Annotated in this window: 9 protein-coding genes; 5 read left to right on the forward strand and 4 right to left on the reverse strand. The window is 45.6% G+C overall.

Annotation, left to right across the window (positions count from 1 at the left end; genetic code table 11):
• Positions 1–48 precede the first annotated feature (48 nt).
• Together TBC1_RS02030 and TBC1_RS02035 are read left to right on the forward strand one after the other, a co-directional pair.
• The gene (locus TBC1_RS02030) at positions 49–666 is read left to right on the forward strand and encodes a hypothetical protein (protein WP_137305373.1); all 618 of its coding nucleotides are present in this window, start codon (positions 49–51) and stop codon (positions 664–666) included.
• 71 nt (positions 667–737) lie between these two features.
• The gene (locus TBC1_RS02035; protein WP_082189446.1) at positions 738–1,724 is read left to right on the forward strand and encodes a tRNA dihydrouridine synthase; all 987 of its coding nucleotides are present in this window, start codon (positions 738–740) and stop codon (positions 1,722–1,724) included.
• A gap of 22 nt (positions 1,725–1,746) precedes the next feature.
• Here the strand turns inward: TBC1_RS02035 and TBC1_RS02040 are convergent, their stop codons facing one another.
• From TBC1_RS02040 to TBC1_RS02050, 3 genes are all read right to left on the reverse strand, one after another.
• Positions 1,747–2,187, reverse strand: coding sequence for a nuclear transport factor 2 family protein (locus TBC1_RS02040; RefSeq protein WP_062037784.1), 441 nt, complete (start codon positions 2,185–2,187; stop codon positions 1,747–1,749).
• Between the two features lie 36 nt (positions 2,188–2,223).
• The gene (locus TBC1_RS02045) at positions 2,224–4,644 is read right to left on the reverse strand and encodes an ABC transporter permease (protein ID WP_062037787.1); all 2,421 of its coding nucleotides are present in this window, start codon (positions 4,642–4,644) and stop codon (positions 2,224–2,226) included.
• A 75-nt stretch (positions 4,645–4,719) separates the two neighbouring features.
• Positions 4,720–7,134, reverse strand: coding sequence for an ABC transporter permease (locus TBC1_RS02050; RefSeq protein ID WP_062037790.1), 2,415 nt, complete (start codon positions 7,132–7,134; stop codon positions 4,720–4,722).
• Positions 7,135–7,417: 283 nt separating this feature from the next.
• On the opposite strand from TBC1_RS02050, the gene TBC1_RS02055 reads away from it, so the two are divergent.
• On the forward strand, positions 7,418–9,649 hold the full coding sequence (locus tag TBC1_RS02055) for a tetratricopeptide repeat protein (protein WP_062037793.1): 2,232 nt from the start codon (positions 7,418–7,420) through the stop codon (positions 9,647–9,649).
• A 59-nt stretch (positions 9,650–9,708) separates the two neighbouring features.
• On the opposite strand, the gene TBC1_RS02060 is transcribed toward TBC1_RS02055, so the two are convergent.
• The gene (locus TBC1_RS02060; RefSeq protein ID WP_062037797.1) at positions 9,709–12,366 is read right to left on the reverse strand and encodes a glycoside hydrolase family 3 C-terminal domain-containing protein; all 2,658 of its coding nucleotides are present in this window, start codon (positions 12,364–12,366) and stop codon (positions 9,709–9,711) included.
• A 528-nt stretch (positions 12,367–12,894) separates the two neighbouring features.
• Between TBC1_RS02060 and TBC1_RS02065 the strand changes: the two genes are divergently transcribed.
• Together TBC1_RS02065 and alr are read left to right on the forward strand one after the other, a co-directional pair.
• Positions 12,895–14,361 (forward strand): sodium:solute symporter family protein, encoded by a 1,467-nt coding sequence (locus TBC1_RS02065; RefSeq protein ID WP_062042656.1) that lies wholly within the window; start codon positions 12,895–12,897, stop codon positions 14,359–14,361.
• The gene (gene alr / locus TBC1_RS02070) at positions 14,339–15,490 is read left to right on the forward strand and encodes an alanine racemase (protein ID WP_062037800.1); all 1,152 of its coding nucleotides are present in this window, start codon (positions 14,339–14,341) and stop codon (positions 15,488–15,490) included. The genes TBC1_RS02065 and alr overlap by 23 nt, the downstream gene beginning before the upstream one ends.
• The last annotated feature ends 135 nt before the right edge of the window (positions 15,491–15,625 follow it).

A 15,625-nucleotide genomic window follows, 5' to 3' on the forward strand; every position in this document is an offset into this window, starting at 1 on the left:
TTTTGTATTTTCGCAGACAGCCGACCCCAAAAAGTTGCCTTATTATTGATGGAAGAAAACTTACACCAAATCTTGTCCGGAGTCAGGGAATTATCGCTGAAAACAGGCGTAAAGCAATTAAATCTGGATCAGGTAAGTAAACATCTTGGAATTGATCGCAATGAGCTGAGCCTTTATTTTAGCGACGAACCCAGTCTGATAGAGAAATTGCTTGAATATGAGCGGAATTCGTTCAGATCTATTTTTGATGAGAATAATTTTGAAGAAACCAATGCCATCGAGATATTGATGATTGTTAGTCAGGTTATGAGCAGCCGGTTTCTTGAACTTACACCCAGCGTAACCCACGACCTTAAAGCACTTTATCCGGAAATATACCGGTATCACATCGAACAACGGGTTGATTTTATTTTCGAAAAAATGAAGGTCAACATCGAGAAAGGGATCCGCCAGGGAATGTACCGCGAAGACCTGAGTATTGAATTGCTTGCCCGTTTATACATCAGCCGGCTTCTGGATCTTCATAATCCGGATTTTTTTCCGCCCGAGAAATTCTCATTCAGGATTCTTTACGATGTCATGATCGACAATTTTATTCGTGGTATTGCCAATGAGGATGGCCTGCGCCACTATAAAAAACTCAGGAAAGCCTATAAGGTCTGCTAGGCTCTCGTACCTGCGGAAGTTGAACATTCACTACCTGCCTTTGTTTAAGGTTGCTGAAATGCATCCCTGACTTGACTGACTTCTGGAAAACCCTTAAAGGGCCCTTTTTTGTGCTGGCTCCCATGGAAGACGTTACTGATACCGTTTTCAGGGAGGTGGTGCTTTCTGTTTCTTCGCCCGAACGGCTGCGTGTACTGGTTACCGAGTTCACTTCGGTTGACGGTCTTTGTCATCCTAAAGGGCGGGATGCGGTTGTTCACAGGTTAATGGTAAATTCTTCAGAAAGGGAATTGCTCGAAAAGTCAGGGGTTTTCCTGTTGGCTCAGATCTGGGGCAGCGATCCTGAAAAGTTCTATCAGGCCTCGCGTTTTATTGCAGACAACTATCATTTCGATGGAATCGATATCAACATGGGATGCCCGGCCGATAAAATAGTAAAACAGGGCGCCTGTGCTGCATTGATCGGACAGAACACGCTGGCAGCAGAAATCATTGAAGCGACCCGAAAAGGTTCCTCACTTCCGGTAAGTGTAAAAACAAGGACCGGAATCCGTGAGCACATCACCGGATCATGGATTTCGCACCTGCTTTCCTGCAAGGTTTCAGCCATTACCCTTCATGCGCGCACCAGGCAGATGATGTCGCTGAAAGCGGCCGATTGGGAGCAGGTGAAGATTGCAGCAGAAATAAGGGACAGCATAGATCCGGGAATTAGGATCATTGGTAATGGTGATGTAGAAAATTACCGGCAAGGCATTCTTCTGAGTGAACATACCGGGGCTGACGGAATTATGGTTGGAAGGGGAATCTTTGCCAATCCCTGGTTCTTTTCCGCCGAACCGGATGAGCATAGGGTTTCCGCAAAACTAAATCTGCTGGAAAAGCACATCCTTTTATATGCATCAACATGGAAAGATACCCGCAATTACAATATCCTGAAGAGATTTTTCAAGATTTATGTCCATGGCTTTGATGGTGCAGCAAGTTTGCGCGCCCGTTTGATGGAGTCAGTTTCTGCCGGCGAAGCAATGGCGGCCATCCATCATTTTCGTAGTTAAATTGCCTGATGGCAGCGATATTTTAATGCTGCTGATAAATCTTGCTGACGATTCTCCAGCCCTCATTGAATTTGTACAACGAAAGATAGTCCGTAAACAAAAGTTTGTCTTCCCTGTATAGTTCAATCTTTGAGACGGCTGCATTCCCGGTGATGTCATTGAACAGAAACTTAACGCTGATTTTATGCTCCGGTCCGGCGGGTTGCTCAGCTTTGCGGTGCAACACAGATTCAAGCCAGGTGTATATAGGTAGTTTGGAAAGGCTGTTGTTCCGGAGGATCAGCAGATCAAAACCCGGATGAAATCCACGGTTTATGTCATCAACACTTCCAAGGTTATGAATGCCTTCGATGTAGGCAGATTCAATCACCTTTCTGATCTGAGCTTCATCGTTGCTCTCCTGAGCCGGCAATCCCATGCCGCATAATAGGATGAAAGCAATAAACGAAATGGTTTTTCTCATGATATTAAATTTATTAATAAAACAAAAATGACCGGGTTATTCATATTTAATGGCATTCACAGGGTTGGCTGAAGCTGCCTTTAAAGAATGAAAACTGACAGAGAGGATCGTAATGATCAGGGCAATAAAACCTGAAATAATGAAAGTAATCCACCCCAGATTTATATGATAAGCGAAATTGCCCAGCCATTGATCAAGAAAATACCATGAAAGGGGCGATGCGATTAAAAGTGCTATAAAGACAAGGATAACAGACTCCTTGTAGAACATACCGACGATATTCTGAACCGAAGCTCCGAGTACCTTGCGGATGCCAATCTCCTTGGTTCTTTGCATGGCTGAAAAAGATGCAAGGCCGATAAGGCCAAGTAATGCAATAAAAATTGAAAGGGCCGCAAAGATGGTAAATACTTTTCCAAGATTAGACTCGGCCAGATATTTGTCCTCATAATCTTTATCAAGAAAGTAATAATCGAAAGGGCGATTGGCACCGTATTCCTGCCATTTTTCCCTGATATAATCGATGGTTGCCGATCCTGCTTCCGGTTTTAACCTGATGGTGAGCAGGTTCATCGGGAACTCGGGTATAAACAGAACAATTGGTTCAATTTTATTGTGAAGAGAGGTGAAATGAAAATCTTTCACCACGCCGATTACTTTCATCATCCTGCCTCCGGTACCATCAAGCTCAAAATTGTGATGAATCTTTTTCCCAAGTGCATCATCGTTCCATCCCAGGGCTTTTGCAACGGTTTCGTTGATGATAACAGCTTCCAGTTTATCTGATCCCATTTCACGGCTGAAATTTCTTCCTTTTACCAGTTCCAGCTTTAAAAGGTCAATAAAGTCATAATCGCAGGGGATCAGGTTCATGGCATATTCCTGCATCTTTTCTTCTTTTTCCACACGCATTACCTGAATGCCATGCCGTCCTCCGGGTACGCCAAATGACATACTTGCGTTGAGAATTCCAGGGTTCTGTAACAACTCTTTCCTGAAAACATCGGTCCTTTTTCTGAAGGCCGTATCCTGAACCTCCACGACCATAACGTTTTCCTTGTCGAAACCAACATCTGCATCCTTCATGTAATTAAGTTGTTTATATATTACAAGCGTGCCTGTAATCATAGAAACCGAAATCAGCAACTGGAATGTAACAAGTCCTTTGCGGAGCCATGAACCCTTGTTTCCTGTGTGAAGTTTTCCTTTCAGCACTTTAGCCGGTTGGAAAGATGAAAGAAAGAGTGCAGGATAAGCACCGCTTAGCAGTCCGGTAAATAATGCAATGCCGAGCATCCCTGCAAAAACATCCGGATTTTCATAGAAACTGAAGGAAAGTTGTTTCCCGGATATTTCATTGAAGAGCGGTAGCAGCAACTGCATAATGCCCAAAGAAATGATGAATGATGCAACGGCCAGTATCAGGCTTTCACTCATGAATTGCCACGCAAGCTGTGTTCTGTTTGCACCCACAACTTTACGAAGCCCCACTTCACGTGCACGGGCTGAGGCCCGCGCCGTTGCCAGGTTCATATAATTGATTGCTGCCAGCAATAAAATAAAAATTGCTACAATCCCGAAAACGTAAATATAAGCCTTGTTCCCTACCGGAAGATCGGCTGACAGCTTTGAAGTATGATGAACTTTGTCGATTCTGGTGGCCAGCATTGTGAATGAAGCATTGATCTGATCGCCGATCTCTTTCATGTATTTATCATAAAGTGCGGGAAACTTTTCCAGAACCTGATTGATGCCGGCATTTTCTGACAAAAGGATATAGGTGTAGCTGTTAACATTCCAGAAGGCACCTGGCTCCAGACTCCTGAACCGCTCTGCCCCGAACAGGGTAGCCAATGTTTCCATGGAGAGCAAAATGTCAAATTTCATATGCGTATTTGCAGGCAAATCCTCAAATACCCCGGTAACCTTATAACTCCGGCCATTTCCTGTAATAATTGTTTTGCCATAGGCTTCTTCATCCCCAAAATATTTTTTTGCCTGTGATTTACTCATGATTATCGTAAATGGCTCAGTAAGCGCATTTTCCGGAGTTCCTTCAACAAAGTCAAGCGTGAACATGACAGGAGCTGTTGAATCAGCAAAATAGGATTGTTTTTCTATAAATTCTTTTTCTTGGTAACGTATAATAAGATTGTCGTTGCCGTTAAATCTGCAGTACATTTCTATTTCAGGCATCTCAATTTTCAGTGCAGGACCGATGGCCATTGAACTCACGGCGAAACGGTCATGCTTGTTGTTGATCATGAAATCGCCCTCAACCCTGTAGAGCCTGTCATACAATCGGAAATGCTTGTCATATCCCAACTCATCATTAATATAAAGCAGGATAAATATGGTTGCTGTAATCCCCAGAGACAGGCCCAAAATGTTTATCAGCGAGTAACCTTTGTTCCGGTTAAAATTACGCAATGCGCTCCTGAAGTAATTGCTGATCATAAATGGTTATTTTGATGATGAAGACTTGGTTTTCCGGTAAGTTTGTTTTATTTGACAACTTAACCTGTCAAAAGGTTACTCATATTTAAGGGTTATTGCCGGATTTATTTCTGATGATCTCCAGGCCTTGATTCCGGTGATGGCAGCGGTAAGCAACAGTGACAGGACTCCGGCCAGGAAAAAGTATCCCCATTTCATGTCTGCACGGTAGGCAAAATGATCAAACCACCTGTCAATGACAAAATACGACAAAGGCCAGGCAATTATAATACTTATCCCTACAAGTTTGATGTAACCTGAAGTCAGCAGCATAACAAGGTCTGATGTTGAAGCTCCGAGCACTTTCCTGATTCCGATCTCATTTATTTTCTGGGTAGCCATGAACGACACCAGTCCGAAAAGCCCGATTGCAGCAATCAGGATGGTAAGAACCGCCAGAACAGCTGAAACCTGGCTCAGGTATTCCTCTTCGTTATACAACTTGTCAAGCTCATTACTCAGGAATGTATAGCTGAATGGGCGACCCGGTGCATACAATTCCCACATTTTTCTTATACTCTCAAGCGCTTCCCGGCTTTGCCCCTTCGCTGCACGCACCGCAATGAAGTTTGTAAATGCATTGACCTCCCAGGGTTCTTCCTTTACGTTGAGCACCAGGGGGCCGGCTTTGGAATGAAGTGAACTGGCGTTGAAGTTGCGGAAAACGCCGGTTACCTTTTCTTTGCCGACGCGGCTGTGAAAACGTTTGCCCAAAGCCTCTTCATTCGATTTCCACCCGAGGTGTTTTACCATAGCTTCATTGATCAGGATGGCTTCCATCGGGTCAGTTTTACTTCCCTTAATATAGTCCCTGCCGGCAACCAGTTCTATGTCAAAAACTTTACAGAAATCATCCCGGACAACCAAAGCAGGGTAAAACTGCCATTTATTCTGTGGATAGCCTTCCGGTCTGAACTCGTGGTTATTATGGTCAGTTCCGATTATGTAATCCACGGCTGTCACCCCTGCTATCCCTGGTCTGGAAGAGAGTTCATTGCGGAATGTCTCGTACTTGCCTGCCACGGGTGAACGCATCACCGGAACCATAATGATGTTATCCTTTCTGAACCCCAGCTCTGCTTCCCTTAGGTAGGAAATCTGATCGAAGGCCATCATGCTTGAAGTTATCAGCGTGATTGAAAGTGTAAATTGAGTTACCACAAGGGCTTTGCGCGCAAATCCACTGCTGTTCCGGGTTGAACGTCCTTTTAACACCTGAAGGGTTTTGAAACCGGATTGGAAAATGGCCGGATATAAACCTGAAAGCAAGCCGGTACAAAGCCATAATAAAAGTACCTTCGGGAGAAAGCCGGCGGTGTAAATCACTGATGAACTGATTTCTTTTCCGGCAAACCGGTTGAAAAATGGCAGGATTGCCTCAATTACAGCCAAAGACAGAACAAGCGCGATAAAAGTCAGTAAAAGGGATTCGCCCAGGTGCTGAACGATCAGTTGTTGTCTCGAAGCCCCGGCTACCTTGCGGATGGCTGTCTCGCGCGAACGCCGGATGGCAAAAGCGGTCGAAAGGTTAATATAATTGATTACCGCAATGATCAGGATAAATACTGCCACAATCACCAATATCCTAACATAACTGATTTTCCCGTTTGGCTCAATCTCATAGTCCAGATCTGAGCGTAAATGAATATCTGTAAGCGGTTGTAACGATAAAGTAATATGATCTTTTTCTGCGTCATAAAAATATTTTCTGGTAAAAGCAGGCAATTGCGCTGCGAGCAGGGGTGCCTTACTTTTGTCATGCAGCCTCAGGTAAGTCCAGAATGGATTGTAAACCCAGGTTTCGGGCATTTTCCCGCCCCAAAGCACCCTCAGGGTCGACATGGATGCCAGAAAGTCATAACTAAAATGAGAATGCGGCGGGGTATCCGCAATAACTCCTGTTATCGTAATATTAATGCGCCCCTCGAACTTTATCGTTTTACCAAGCGGATCTTCATTGCCGAAATATCTTTCAGCAGTTGTTTTTGTAATAAGCGCTGTAAATGGCTTGCTAAGGGCGTCGCCTGGATTACCCTCCAAAAAATGCAGATCAAATACATCGTTGAATGTGGAGTCGACAAAAAAGAACCGCTTTTCCCTGAAGCCGGAATTTTCATATTCGATATAGTATTCTGTTGACCAGTCATTGTATATCCGGGTCATACCGGCGATCAGGTGGGGATACTCCAGAAGAATTGCAGGACCCAGCGGCGCTGGGCAGCTTACCGACCGCTCAGCAACCCCTTCGAAATCGGAAGTACTCAGCACCCTGACGATTTCATCCGCATGGGTGTGGTATCTGTCATAGGCCATTTCATCGCTGACATAAAGCATTATTATGATAAATCCCGCGAACCCGATCGTCAGGCCGGTAATGTTAACAATGGCATGAACCCTGAGCCGGGCAATATTCCTCAATGCAGATTTAAGATAGTTTAACAGCAATGTCATGGTACAGGAATATAAATGATACTTATTGATTTTCATGAATCATGCCACAAAATGTAAATTACTTAAAATCAGAATTATATCGGTAATTTATTTTTTAAATTTTTGGTATATGTTCGCTTTCGCCAATACCGGTGTTCACTCGCGGACAGTAATAACTGCTAATGTGGCAGGATATTGATTGCTGCATGATTTTTGGTACATTCACACAGAATATGATCCGGCTGAAAATATAAATCGTTGATTTCGATTGAAATTTTATTAAACGGATCAAATATCCTGAAAGATGAATTACCGGGAAATAGAAGATTGGTACAATAACGTCTGCAAATTGCTCGGACAGCAAAGAGTGCTTGATGCCCTGGATAAAATTGCTGCGATTGCTGTGCAAAAGGGCAATACAGGCCATCTTGCAAGAATGGATGAACTGCGGTTCACCTATGGCAATATGCTGAGCTATACGGTGAAAGGGATAGCTGATCCGCAAAGAGAGCTGATATATAACCGCTTGCTGGTTTCGGTTTATGAACTGGCAGATAATCTGAGGATGGATCTGATCTCAAGAACATCATTGAGGACTATTGGCATGAAGCATGAACTGGAGCGTGAGATGCGCCGGTCGAGTGAAGATATGGCTGAGAGCCTGCTGGGGCTTTCGTTCGACCATGAATTGGAAGAGATGTTGCGGAGCACAGTGTTGTTTGATGATGAAACCGAAAGTGAAACAGCCGTTCAGCACCGGAATGCCATCATCAGGGCATTTCAGTTGCTCTGGCTTACCCATAAGCTGACAGAGGACGATGCTGTCAGGGTGTTAATGATTTTTGACAGTACATCCATCCCATGGTATGAGAAATCGATGCTGGTAAGCGCCCTGACCCTGGGCATGCTGCGGTGTTTTGATTACCGTAAGCTGGAACTGCTTATCCGGCTTTATGATGAGGAGGATTGCAGAATCTCGCAGCGGGCACTTGTCGGATTAATCATTACCATCAGTATATACAAGAACCGTATACTTCTTTATCCTGCCATAATGGAGCGGCTTTTCCTGCTCCGGGGAAATGAACGGTTTGCAACTGAGGCTGAATCGGTGATGATTCAGCTGATCCGCTCGAAGGATACTGAAAAAATTACCAGGAGGTTCCGGGAGGAAATAATTCCTGATGTAATAAAATTTAACGAGGATCTCAGCGAAAAACTCAACCTTGATAAACTGATGTCGCCCGAGGAGTTTCAGGATAAGAACCCTGATTGGGAAAAGTATTTCGACAATCAGCCCGGGCTTGTGCGGAAACTGGAAGAACTGACCAATATGCAGATGGAGGGTGCCGATGTTTTCCTTGGTGCTTTTGCCATGCTTAAATCATTCCCGTTCTTTTCGGAGCTTCCCAACTGGTTTATGCCTTTTTATAAGGAACATTATGCTATCGTGAATGCCCTGAAAGGTGAAGATGAGCCATTTAAAAATATCCTGGCCGGAGGCATAGAAAGATCTGTTTTCATGTGCAATTCGGATAAGTTCTCATTTATCCTGAATATAGCCAATATGCCTGATGCTCAGAAGGGTTTGATCGGGCAGATGTTTTCGGCGGAAGCCGAACAGTATGAGGAATTGCTGAGTGAAGAGGTAAATGATTCTTCACTTCGCAGTAAACGTGTTGTGATTCAGTATATTCAGGATCTTTACCGTTTTTTCAGGCTCCATCCGCTCAGGAACGAGATAGGCGATATCTTTTCCCTTCCGCTTGAATTTCATCTTACTTCGATTTTTGATCTCCTGATTGATGATACGGCCAGACTAAAGGCCGTTACATCGTTTTATTTTGACAATGATCATTATGATGAGGCGCTCAGGATTTACCAACTGCTTGAGAAGAAAGGTGAAAGCTATGCAGAATTATTTGAGAAATCTGGGTATTGCTGTCAGCAAAAGGGAAACTATCAGGATGCCATTGACTGTTACCGCAAGGCCGATCTTTTTGATACAAACCGTATCTGGTTGCTGGGAAAGATCGCGCAATGTCATCTGAAATTGTCTGACACACGGGCAGCGCTTGAAACTTATCTGGAACTCGACGGCCTCGAAACTGATAATCTGAAAACGGCTGCAGCCATCGGTACCTGTTATCTCAATCTGAACGAACCGGGAAAAGCACTTGATTACTTCTACCGGATTGAATTTGCCGACCAGGGTTCCGCGCGTGCCATGCGTCCGGTGGCCTGGTGCCTGCTGGTGCTGGGCAGGACTGATGAAGCCGCTCCCTATTATCAGCAGTTGCTGGCCCTTGAACCGAATGCCTATGATTACATAAATGCGGGACATCTGGCTTTTTGCAGGGGCGACAAGCAACAAGCCGCTGAATATTATATCAGCAGCATCAGGAAACGTGACGGCGATCTCCGTTCTTTTCTGAAAGGATTTTTTGCCGACAGTAATGTGCTTATCCGGAATGGGGTAGATAAGGATGAACTACCATTAATGGTGGATTACATACGTTTCAGTGCGGGATCAGAATAATCAGTTTCCTGTTGTTTCAATGAGCTTCCGGCAAATCAGGCGAAGTTTTTAATGGCTGTTTATTCTATGCTGAGTACTTCCTTTAATCTGATATCCTTTGAGGATGCTCCTATCATTATGTTGAAATCTCCGGGTTCGATCACAGGTTTCAAATTGATATCAAGCATCTGAAGCATTTCAGGAGTGATGGTAAATTCGACCTGCCGCGATTCTCCCTGAGCCAGGTGAAGGCGGCTGAACCCTTTCAGCTCCATTACAGGTCTGGCAACGGAGGCAAGCCTGTCACGGATATATAATTGTACCACTTCTTCGCCGGCGATAGTCCCCGTATTTGTAAGGGTAAATGTTGCGCGGAAATGCCTTTCTTCGGTTAAGGGAGAGATTACAAGGTTTTTATAGGAGAACTGCGAATAACTGAGTCCAAATCCGAAAGGAAAAAGCGGCTGACCGGTCAGGTTAAGGTAATCGTCGCCCCGGCCTGTCGGCTTGTGATTATATACCAGTGGCAACTGGCCCTCATGTAGGGGGAATGTGATGGGTAACCTTCCTGCAGGATTGTATTTCCCAAACAATACTTCCGCAACTGCGATTCCTCCTGCTTCTCCCGGATACCAGGCATAAAGAATAGCGCCGGCTTTATCAATCCAGTGCTGCATGGTGATCGCGCTGCCGCCCGTCAGCACAACGATGACGGGTTTTCCTGTTTCTGCCAGCCGGAGCAACAACTCCTCCTGATTTCCGGGAAGACCAAGTAATGCCCGGTCACGGAATTCTCCTTCTTCTATTCCGGCTGCAAAAACAACAATGTCACTTTGTTGGGCAAGATCGACAGCTTCCTGCATTTGCCGGGCATAATGGTCAGGAATGCCGTATGTCCATACCAGCCTGAACCAGGCATTGCCGGCAGGCTCAGCATACTCGATGCGGATATCGTATTCTTTTCCTTCAATAAAGTCAAAGTCTGCCAGCGTAGTGTTTTTTCCATTGTATATACTTTTGTCAATCAACAACTTTTTGTCAATAAAAATCCGGTAACCGTCATTTCCATCGATACCTAACTGAATTCTTCCGTTTGCCGGTCCCCTGATTTTTCCTTCCCAGATGACGGCATAAAATCCGTTGTCGGGCAAAGCGGGATCCGGCGGAAAAAGTGTCCACCTGAAGTTTATTTCTTTGTCAATCCTGCTGAAGAGAGGCTCCCCTGAGAAATCAATACCGGTAAAATAATGGCCGGTGAGCCCCTCGTTCATCTTCCCGTCATATTTTGTCGAAAGATTGCTGGCCGGAATGGTATTATATTGCTCCAGTTCCCTTTCGCTTCCCCGTGCATACTGAACCAAGGCACCTGCAGGGGCGATTTGCCTGATTCCTTCCAGTATGGAGATTTTGTTATTTCCCGGCCCGCTGTAGCCTCCGGTCCGGGCTTCAACGGCGTCAGGGCCGATTACAGCAATCTTTTTAACGCCTTCTCCGAGCGGGAGGAGTTGTTGCCGGTTTTTTAGCAAGACCATAGATTTTCTTGCTGCTTCTATCGATACCTCCCTGTGTTCGGGTGCGCCGTTTATTTTTCCGGCTTCAACGGGGTCAGCATAAGGGTGGTCAAAGAGCCCGAGCTCAAATTTGGCGCGAAGCACCCGGGCTACCGCGCTGTCGATTACTGCCGGGGCTATTTCTCCTGACCGGAAGGCTTCAATAAAAAGCGGATAATGTTCGAATGCAGTCTGAAAGATAACATCCAACCCGTTACTGATCGATTTTTCTGCCGATCCCCGGTAATCTGCGGCCGTAAAATGCAATACATTGGCTCCTCCGGTGGCCCCGGCGTCAGAAATTACAAATCCCCGGAAGCCCCATTCCTTTTTCAACAGGGTGTTGAGCAGCCAGTTGTTGGCAGTGCACGGGCTGCCATCGAGGGAATTGTAAGCAGTCATGACGGATCTTGCACCGGCCTTTTTAAATGCGGCTTCAAAGGGCGGCAGTTCAATTTCCCGCAGGTACCGTTCATTATAATGAACCGGATAACTGTCGCGGCCTCCTGCCCCGTAATTGGAAATGAAATGTTTGGGTGTGGCGATGATGTTTCGCTTTTCAAATTCAGAGATAAAGGCAATTCCCATCAATGAAGATAAAAAGGGATCTTCCCCGTAAGTTTCTTCAACCCTGCCCCAACGTACATCGCCGGCAATATTAATAACCGGTGACAGCACTTGCCTGATTCCCCTGCTCCTGCTCTCTTCCGCGATACAGGCTGCAACGCGGTGCATCAGGGAGGTGTCGAAACTTGCAGCCAGCCCTATTGACTGAGGAAAAACCGTTGCCCCTGGCCGGACAAGGCCATGAAGGGCTTCATCAAACGGGATGATCGGGATGCCCAGACGGGTGTTTTCAACAAAGTGCCTCTGCGCTTTATTGATCAGCCTGACCATTTCGGAAGCCCTTTCACCGCTTGCTGTCTCAATCATCTGACCGGCAGTGTTGGCAGCATCGTTGGCAACCCCTCCTTCGAATCCGAATGCCCCGTCCTTATACCTGCTTTTGTCAGGATTCCAATCTTCAACCAGCATGAAAAGCTGCCAGAATTTCTCTTCAGGGGTCATGCGGCTCAACAGATCGTTTACCCTTAAAGGAACCGGAGCATCCGGGTTTTTATAAATCTGGCCCGGAGCTTTCACACTAAACAATGAAAGCAAAATGGCAGCTGTGAGAATTCTTGTCATCCTTGTGAATTTTCAGGAAATCTTATTATTAATCAAACATACATGAATTATAGGTTAGTCACAAAAGTGCTGAAATATTTTTGAGCTTTTTTTGTCTGTGCTGATGTACAAAAGATACAATCCAAGCATTTTATTCTCACGGATTGATCAGGTGGAAGCCCGGCAGGCCTGAACCATTGATTTTGCAATGATAACCCCGATTTACGGCTTGTTCAGTTTTTGACCGGACGACCTGATATTGAAGTGCCTCTTTGATACCCCGGCAACAGTGGCCTTACATTTTGTTACTGTTAAAGTATTGACTTTCAATATTTATTTTTAATTTTGTTTTCATAAAATTTGATTTTCAGCGTCAGGACTCCGGAGGAGCTCCTGATATTTTCAGGAGGCATGTTTCGGTAACATGCACGTTTTCAATTCTTTATCTCCTGAATCGCAAAGCCTTAAAGGTTTTTTGGGCGCACCGGCAAAGTGTTTACAGCCGGAGGTGGCTTTCTAACCCTTATTGCGTATCCTAAAGGAATTGCCATGGCGACAATTGATTTACTGATTTTTATCGTGTATATGCTTGGGATGCTGGGTGTGGGATATTATTTCCATATCCGCAATACCGGAGTTGAGGATTATTATGTTGGTGGCCGTGGAATGGGGAAATGGCACATTGGCCTTTCGGTGGTTGCAACGGATGTAGGAGGTGGTTTTTCAATCGGGCTGGGCGGCCTGGGCTTTTTGATCGGTATTTCCGGATCCTGGATGCTGTTTACCGGCTTACTGGGCGCCTGGATCAGCGGGATATTCTTGATTCCGAAGATTAAAAGATTATCCGACAAACACCGGTTTTTTACTTTTCCAGAAGTTTTTCTGCATTTTTTCGGATCCAGGGCTGCGCTCCTGGCAGGCCTGATTTCCGGTATAGGCTATCTGGGATTTACCAGTTCCCAGCTTCTGGCAGGGGCAAAGCTTGCATCGGCAGCATTCATCAGCCTCGACCTGACCACTGCATTGGTGGTTATGGGATTTGTGGCAGTAGGTTATACGGTGATGGGAGGGATAAAGGCAGTGATCTACACCGACACCGTTCAATGGATTTTATTGATGTCCGGGCTTATTTTTCTGGCAATTCCGATGGCCTGGGTTGCGGTGGGAGGATGGGAGAATATTTCAGCTTCACTACCTCCCGAGTTCTTCTCTTTCACCAATCTCACCTGGCAACAGTTTCTGAACTGGATGGTAACCATACTCCCGATCTGGTTCGTAGGGATGACGCTCTATCAGCGGATTTATGCCAGCAAGTCAGCAACAGAAGCCAGAAAGGCATGGTACATTGCCGGTTTATTTGAATGGCCTGTCATGGCATTTATGGGTGTGGGGCTGGGGCTGCTTTCCAGGGTGGCGTTTCAGGATGGGATGTTTGCGCCGCTGGGGTTTTCACCTGAAGGCCAGATTGACGCTGAAATGGGCTTGCCACTGCTCTTACGTACCATTATGCCCGCCGGATTGCTGGGATTGATGTTGTCGGCTTATTTTTCCGCCATCCTTTCCACGGCCGACAGTTGCCTGATGGCATCTTCCTCAAATCTGCTTCACGATCTGATTCAGAGGCTTTTTCCTTATGCCATTAGCCAAAAGTCAGCGATGAAATGGTCGAAACTGCTGACACTGTTGCTGGGAATCATTGCAGTTTTCATTGCCCTGAATCTATCGGAAGTTTTGTCCCTGATGCTGTATTCCTATGCTTTTATGGTAAGCGGTTTGCTGGTTCCGCTGATCGCTGCCGTATTTGCGGGTCAGCGCAGCGAAACAGCAGCAATACTCTCGATGTTCGCCGGTGGCGGGACCACCCTTGGACTGATCATTTCAGGTGCTGAGCTCCCGTTCGGTCTTGATGCCAATGTATTTGGAATTACGGCATCATTATTTACTTTCCTGATCTGCATTTACATATCCGGATCTGCAAACAAACTGATAAAGAATGAGAACACCCACAGAAATTGAAATCAGCCTGAATGCATTGGAACACAATATCCGCTTTATAAAGCGGCTGGTTAAGAAAAATGTAAGAATTTCATCGGTAGTTAAAGGTAACGCATATGGTCATGGAATCGAACAATACGTCCCTGCTGCTGAGAGTTTTGGGATTGATCACTTTTCGGTTTTCAGTGTGGATGAAGCCTGCCGGGTGATGAAGGTAAAACAGCCCGGATCAGCCATTATGATTATGGGTTGGATTCCGAAGGATCAACTTTCATGGGTCATCAGAAATGAGATTGAATGCTGGATATTTGATCTGGAAAGGCTGCGGTTATGTATAAAAGAAGCCATGAAACAAAAGAAGAAGGCGCGCATACATATTGAGTTTGAAACCGGCATGAACCGGATGGGTTTAAATGCTGCCGATGCCGCAAAGGCAATCAGCCTGATCAGGTCAAAACCTGAGACACTTGATCTTGTCGGACTTTGTACCCATCTGGCCGGAGCCGAAAGCATCGCCAATCATGTCAGGATTCACCGCCAGATCAAACAGTTTAAACGCCTTGCCTCACTCTTTGAGCAGAACGGCCTCCGGCCATCTGTGCTACATGCAGCCAGTTCAGCAGCAACAATTACTTATCCTGCTTTCCGTTTCAATATGGTTCGCATAGGCATACTTCAGTATGGTTACTGGCCGAGCCTGGAAACACTGATTCAATATATAGGGCGCAGAAAAGATAAAAAAGATCCCCTGCACCGGATTATACGCTGGAAAAGCAGCATCATGGCCCTGAAGGATGTTAAGCAGGGCGAATTTATCAGTTACGGAACCACATTCCAGGCGTCAGCGCACAAAAAGATCGCGGTAATACCCGCCGGTTATGCGCATGGCTACAGCCGTTCGCTCAGTAATTCGGGATCGGTGCTTATCCGGGAACAACGCCTGCCCATCATTGGTATGATCAATATGAATATGCTGATTGCAGACGTTACAGCGATTCCGGATGTGAGTACCGGTGATGAAGTAATTTTAATCGGAGATCAGGGAGAGCTCAGCATCAGTGTGGCCTCCTTCAGTGAACTCAGCAATCAGTTGAATTATGAATTATTGTCAAGGCTTCCAGCCGGAATTTCCCGCCGTGTTGTTCAGTAAGGTAATGTGACGATATTCCCGCAAAGGGTTTTACATTCCTTAATATTATAGATAGAAGAACAAGGAAAAATACGGAACCTGAGCAGCATGCGTGCTTTAAGCAAAAAGCCCCGGCGACCTGGCCCCGGGGCTGAT

This window comes from Lentimicrobium saccharophilum, assembly GCF_001192835.1.
GTDB classification, from domain to species: Bacteria; Bacteroidota; Bacteroidia; order Bacteroidales; family Lentimicrobiaceae; genus Lentimicrobium; species Lentimicrobium saccharophilum.

Excerpts from the sequence above, each read along its gene's own strand:
- TBC1_RS02030 (WP_137305373.1), top strand. The coding sequence starts at position 49 with ATGGAAGAAAACTTACACCAAATCTTGTCCGGAGTCAGGGAATTATCG.
- TBC1_RS02040 (WP_062037784.1), bottom strand. The coding sequence starts at position 2,187 with ATGAGAAAAACCATTTCGTTTATTGCTTTCATCCTATTATGCGGCATG.
- TBC1_RS02045 (WP_062037787.1), bottom strand. The coding sequence starts at position 4,644 with ATGATCAGCAATTACTTCAGGAGCGCATTGCGTAATTTTAACCGGAAC.
- TBC1_RS02050 (WP_062037790.1), bottom strand. The coding sequence starts at position 7,134 with ATGACATTGCTGTTAAACTATCTTAAATCTGCATTGAGGAATATTGCC.
- TBC1_RS02055 (WP_062037793.1), top strand. The coding sequence starts at position 7,418 with ATGAATTACCGGGAAATAGAAGATTGGTACAATAACGTCTGCAAATTG.
- TBC1_RS02060 (WP_062037797.1), bottom strand. The coding sequence starts at position 12,366 with ATGACAAGAATTCTCACAGCTGCCATTTTGCTTTCATTGTTTAGTGTG.
- TBC1_RS02065 (WP_062042656.1), top strand. The coding sequence starts at position 12,895 with ATGGCGACAATTGATTTACTGATTTTTATCGTGTATATGCTTGGGATG.
- alr (WP_062037800.1), top strand. The coding sequence starts at position 14,339 with ATGAGAACACCCACAGAAATTGAAATCAGCCTGAATGCATTGGAACAC.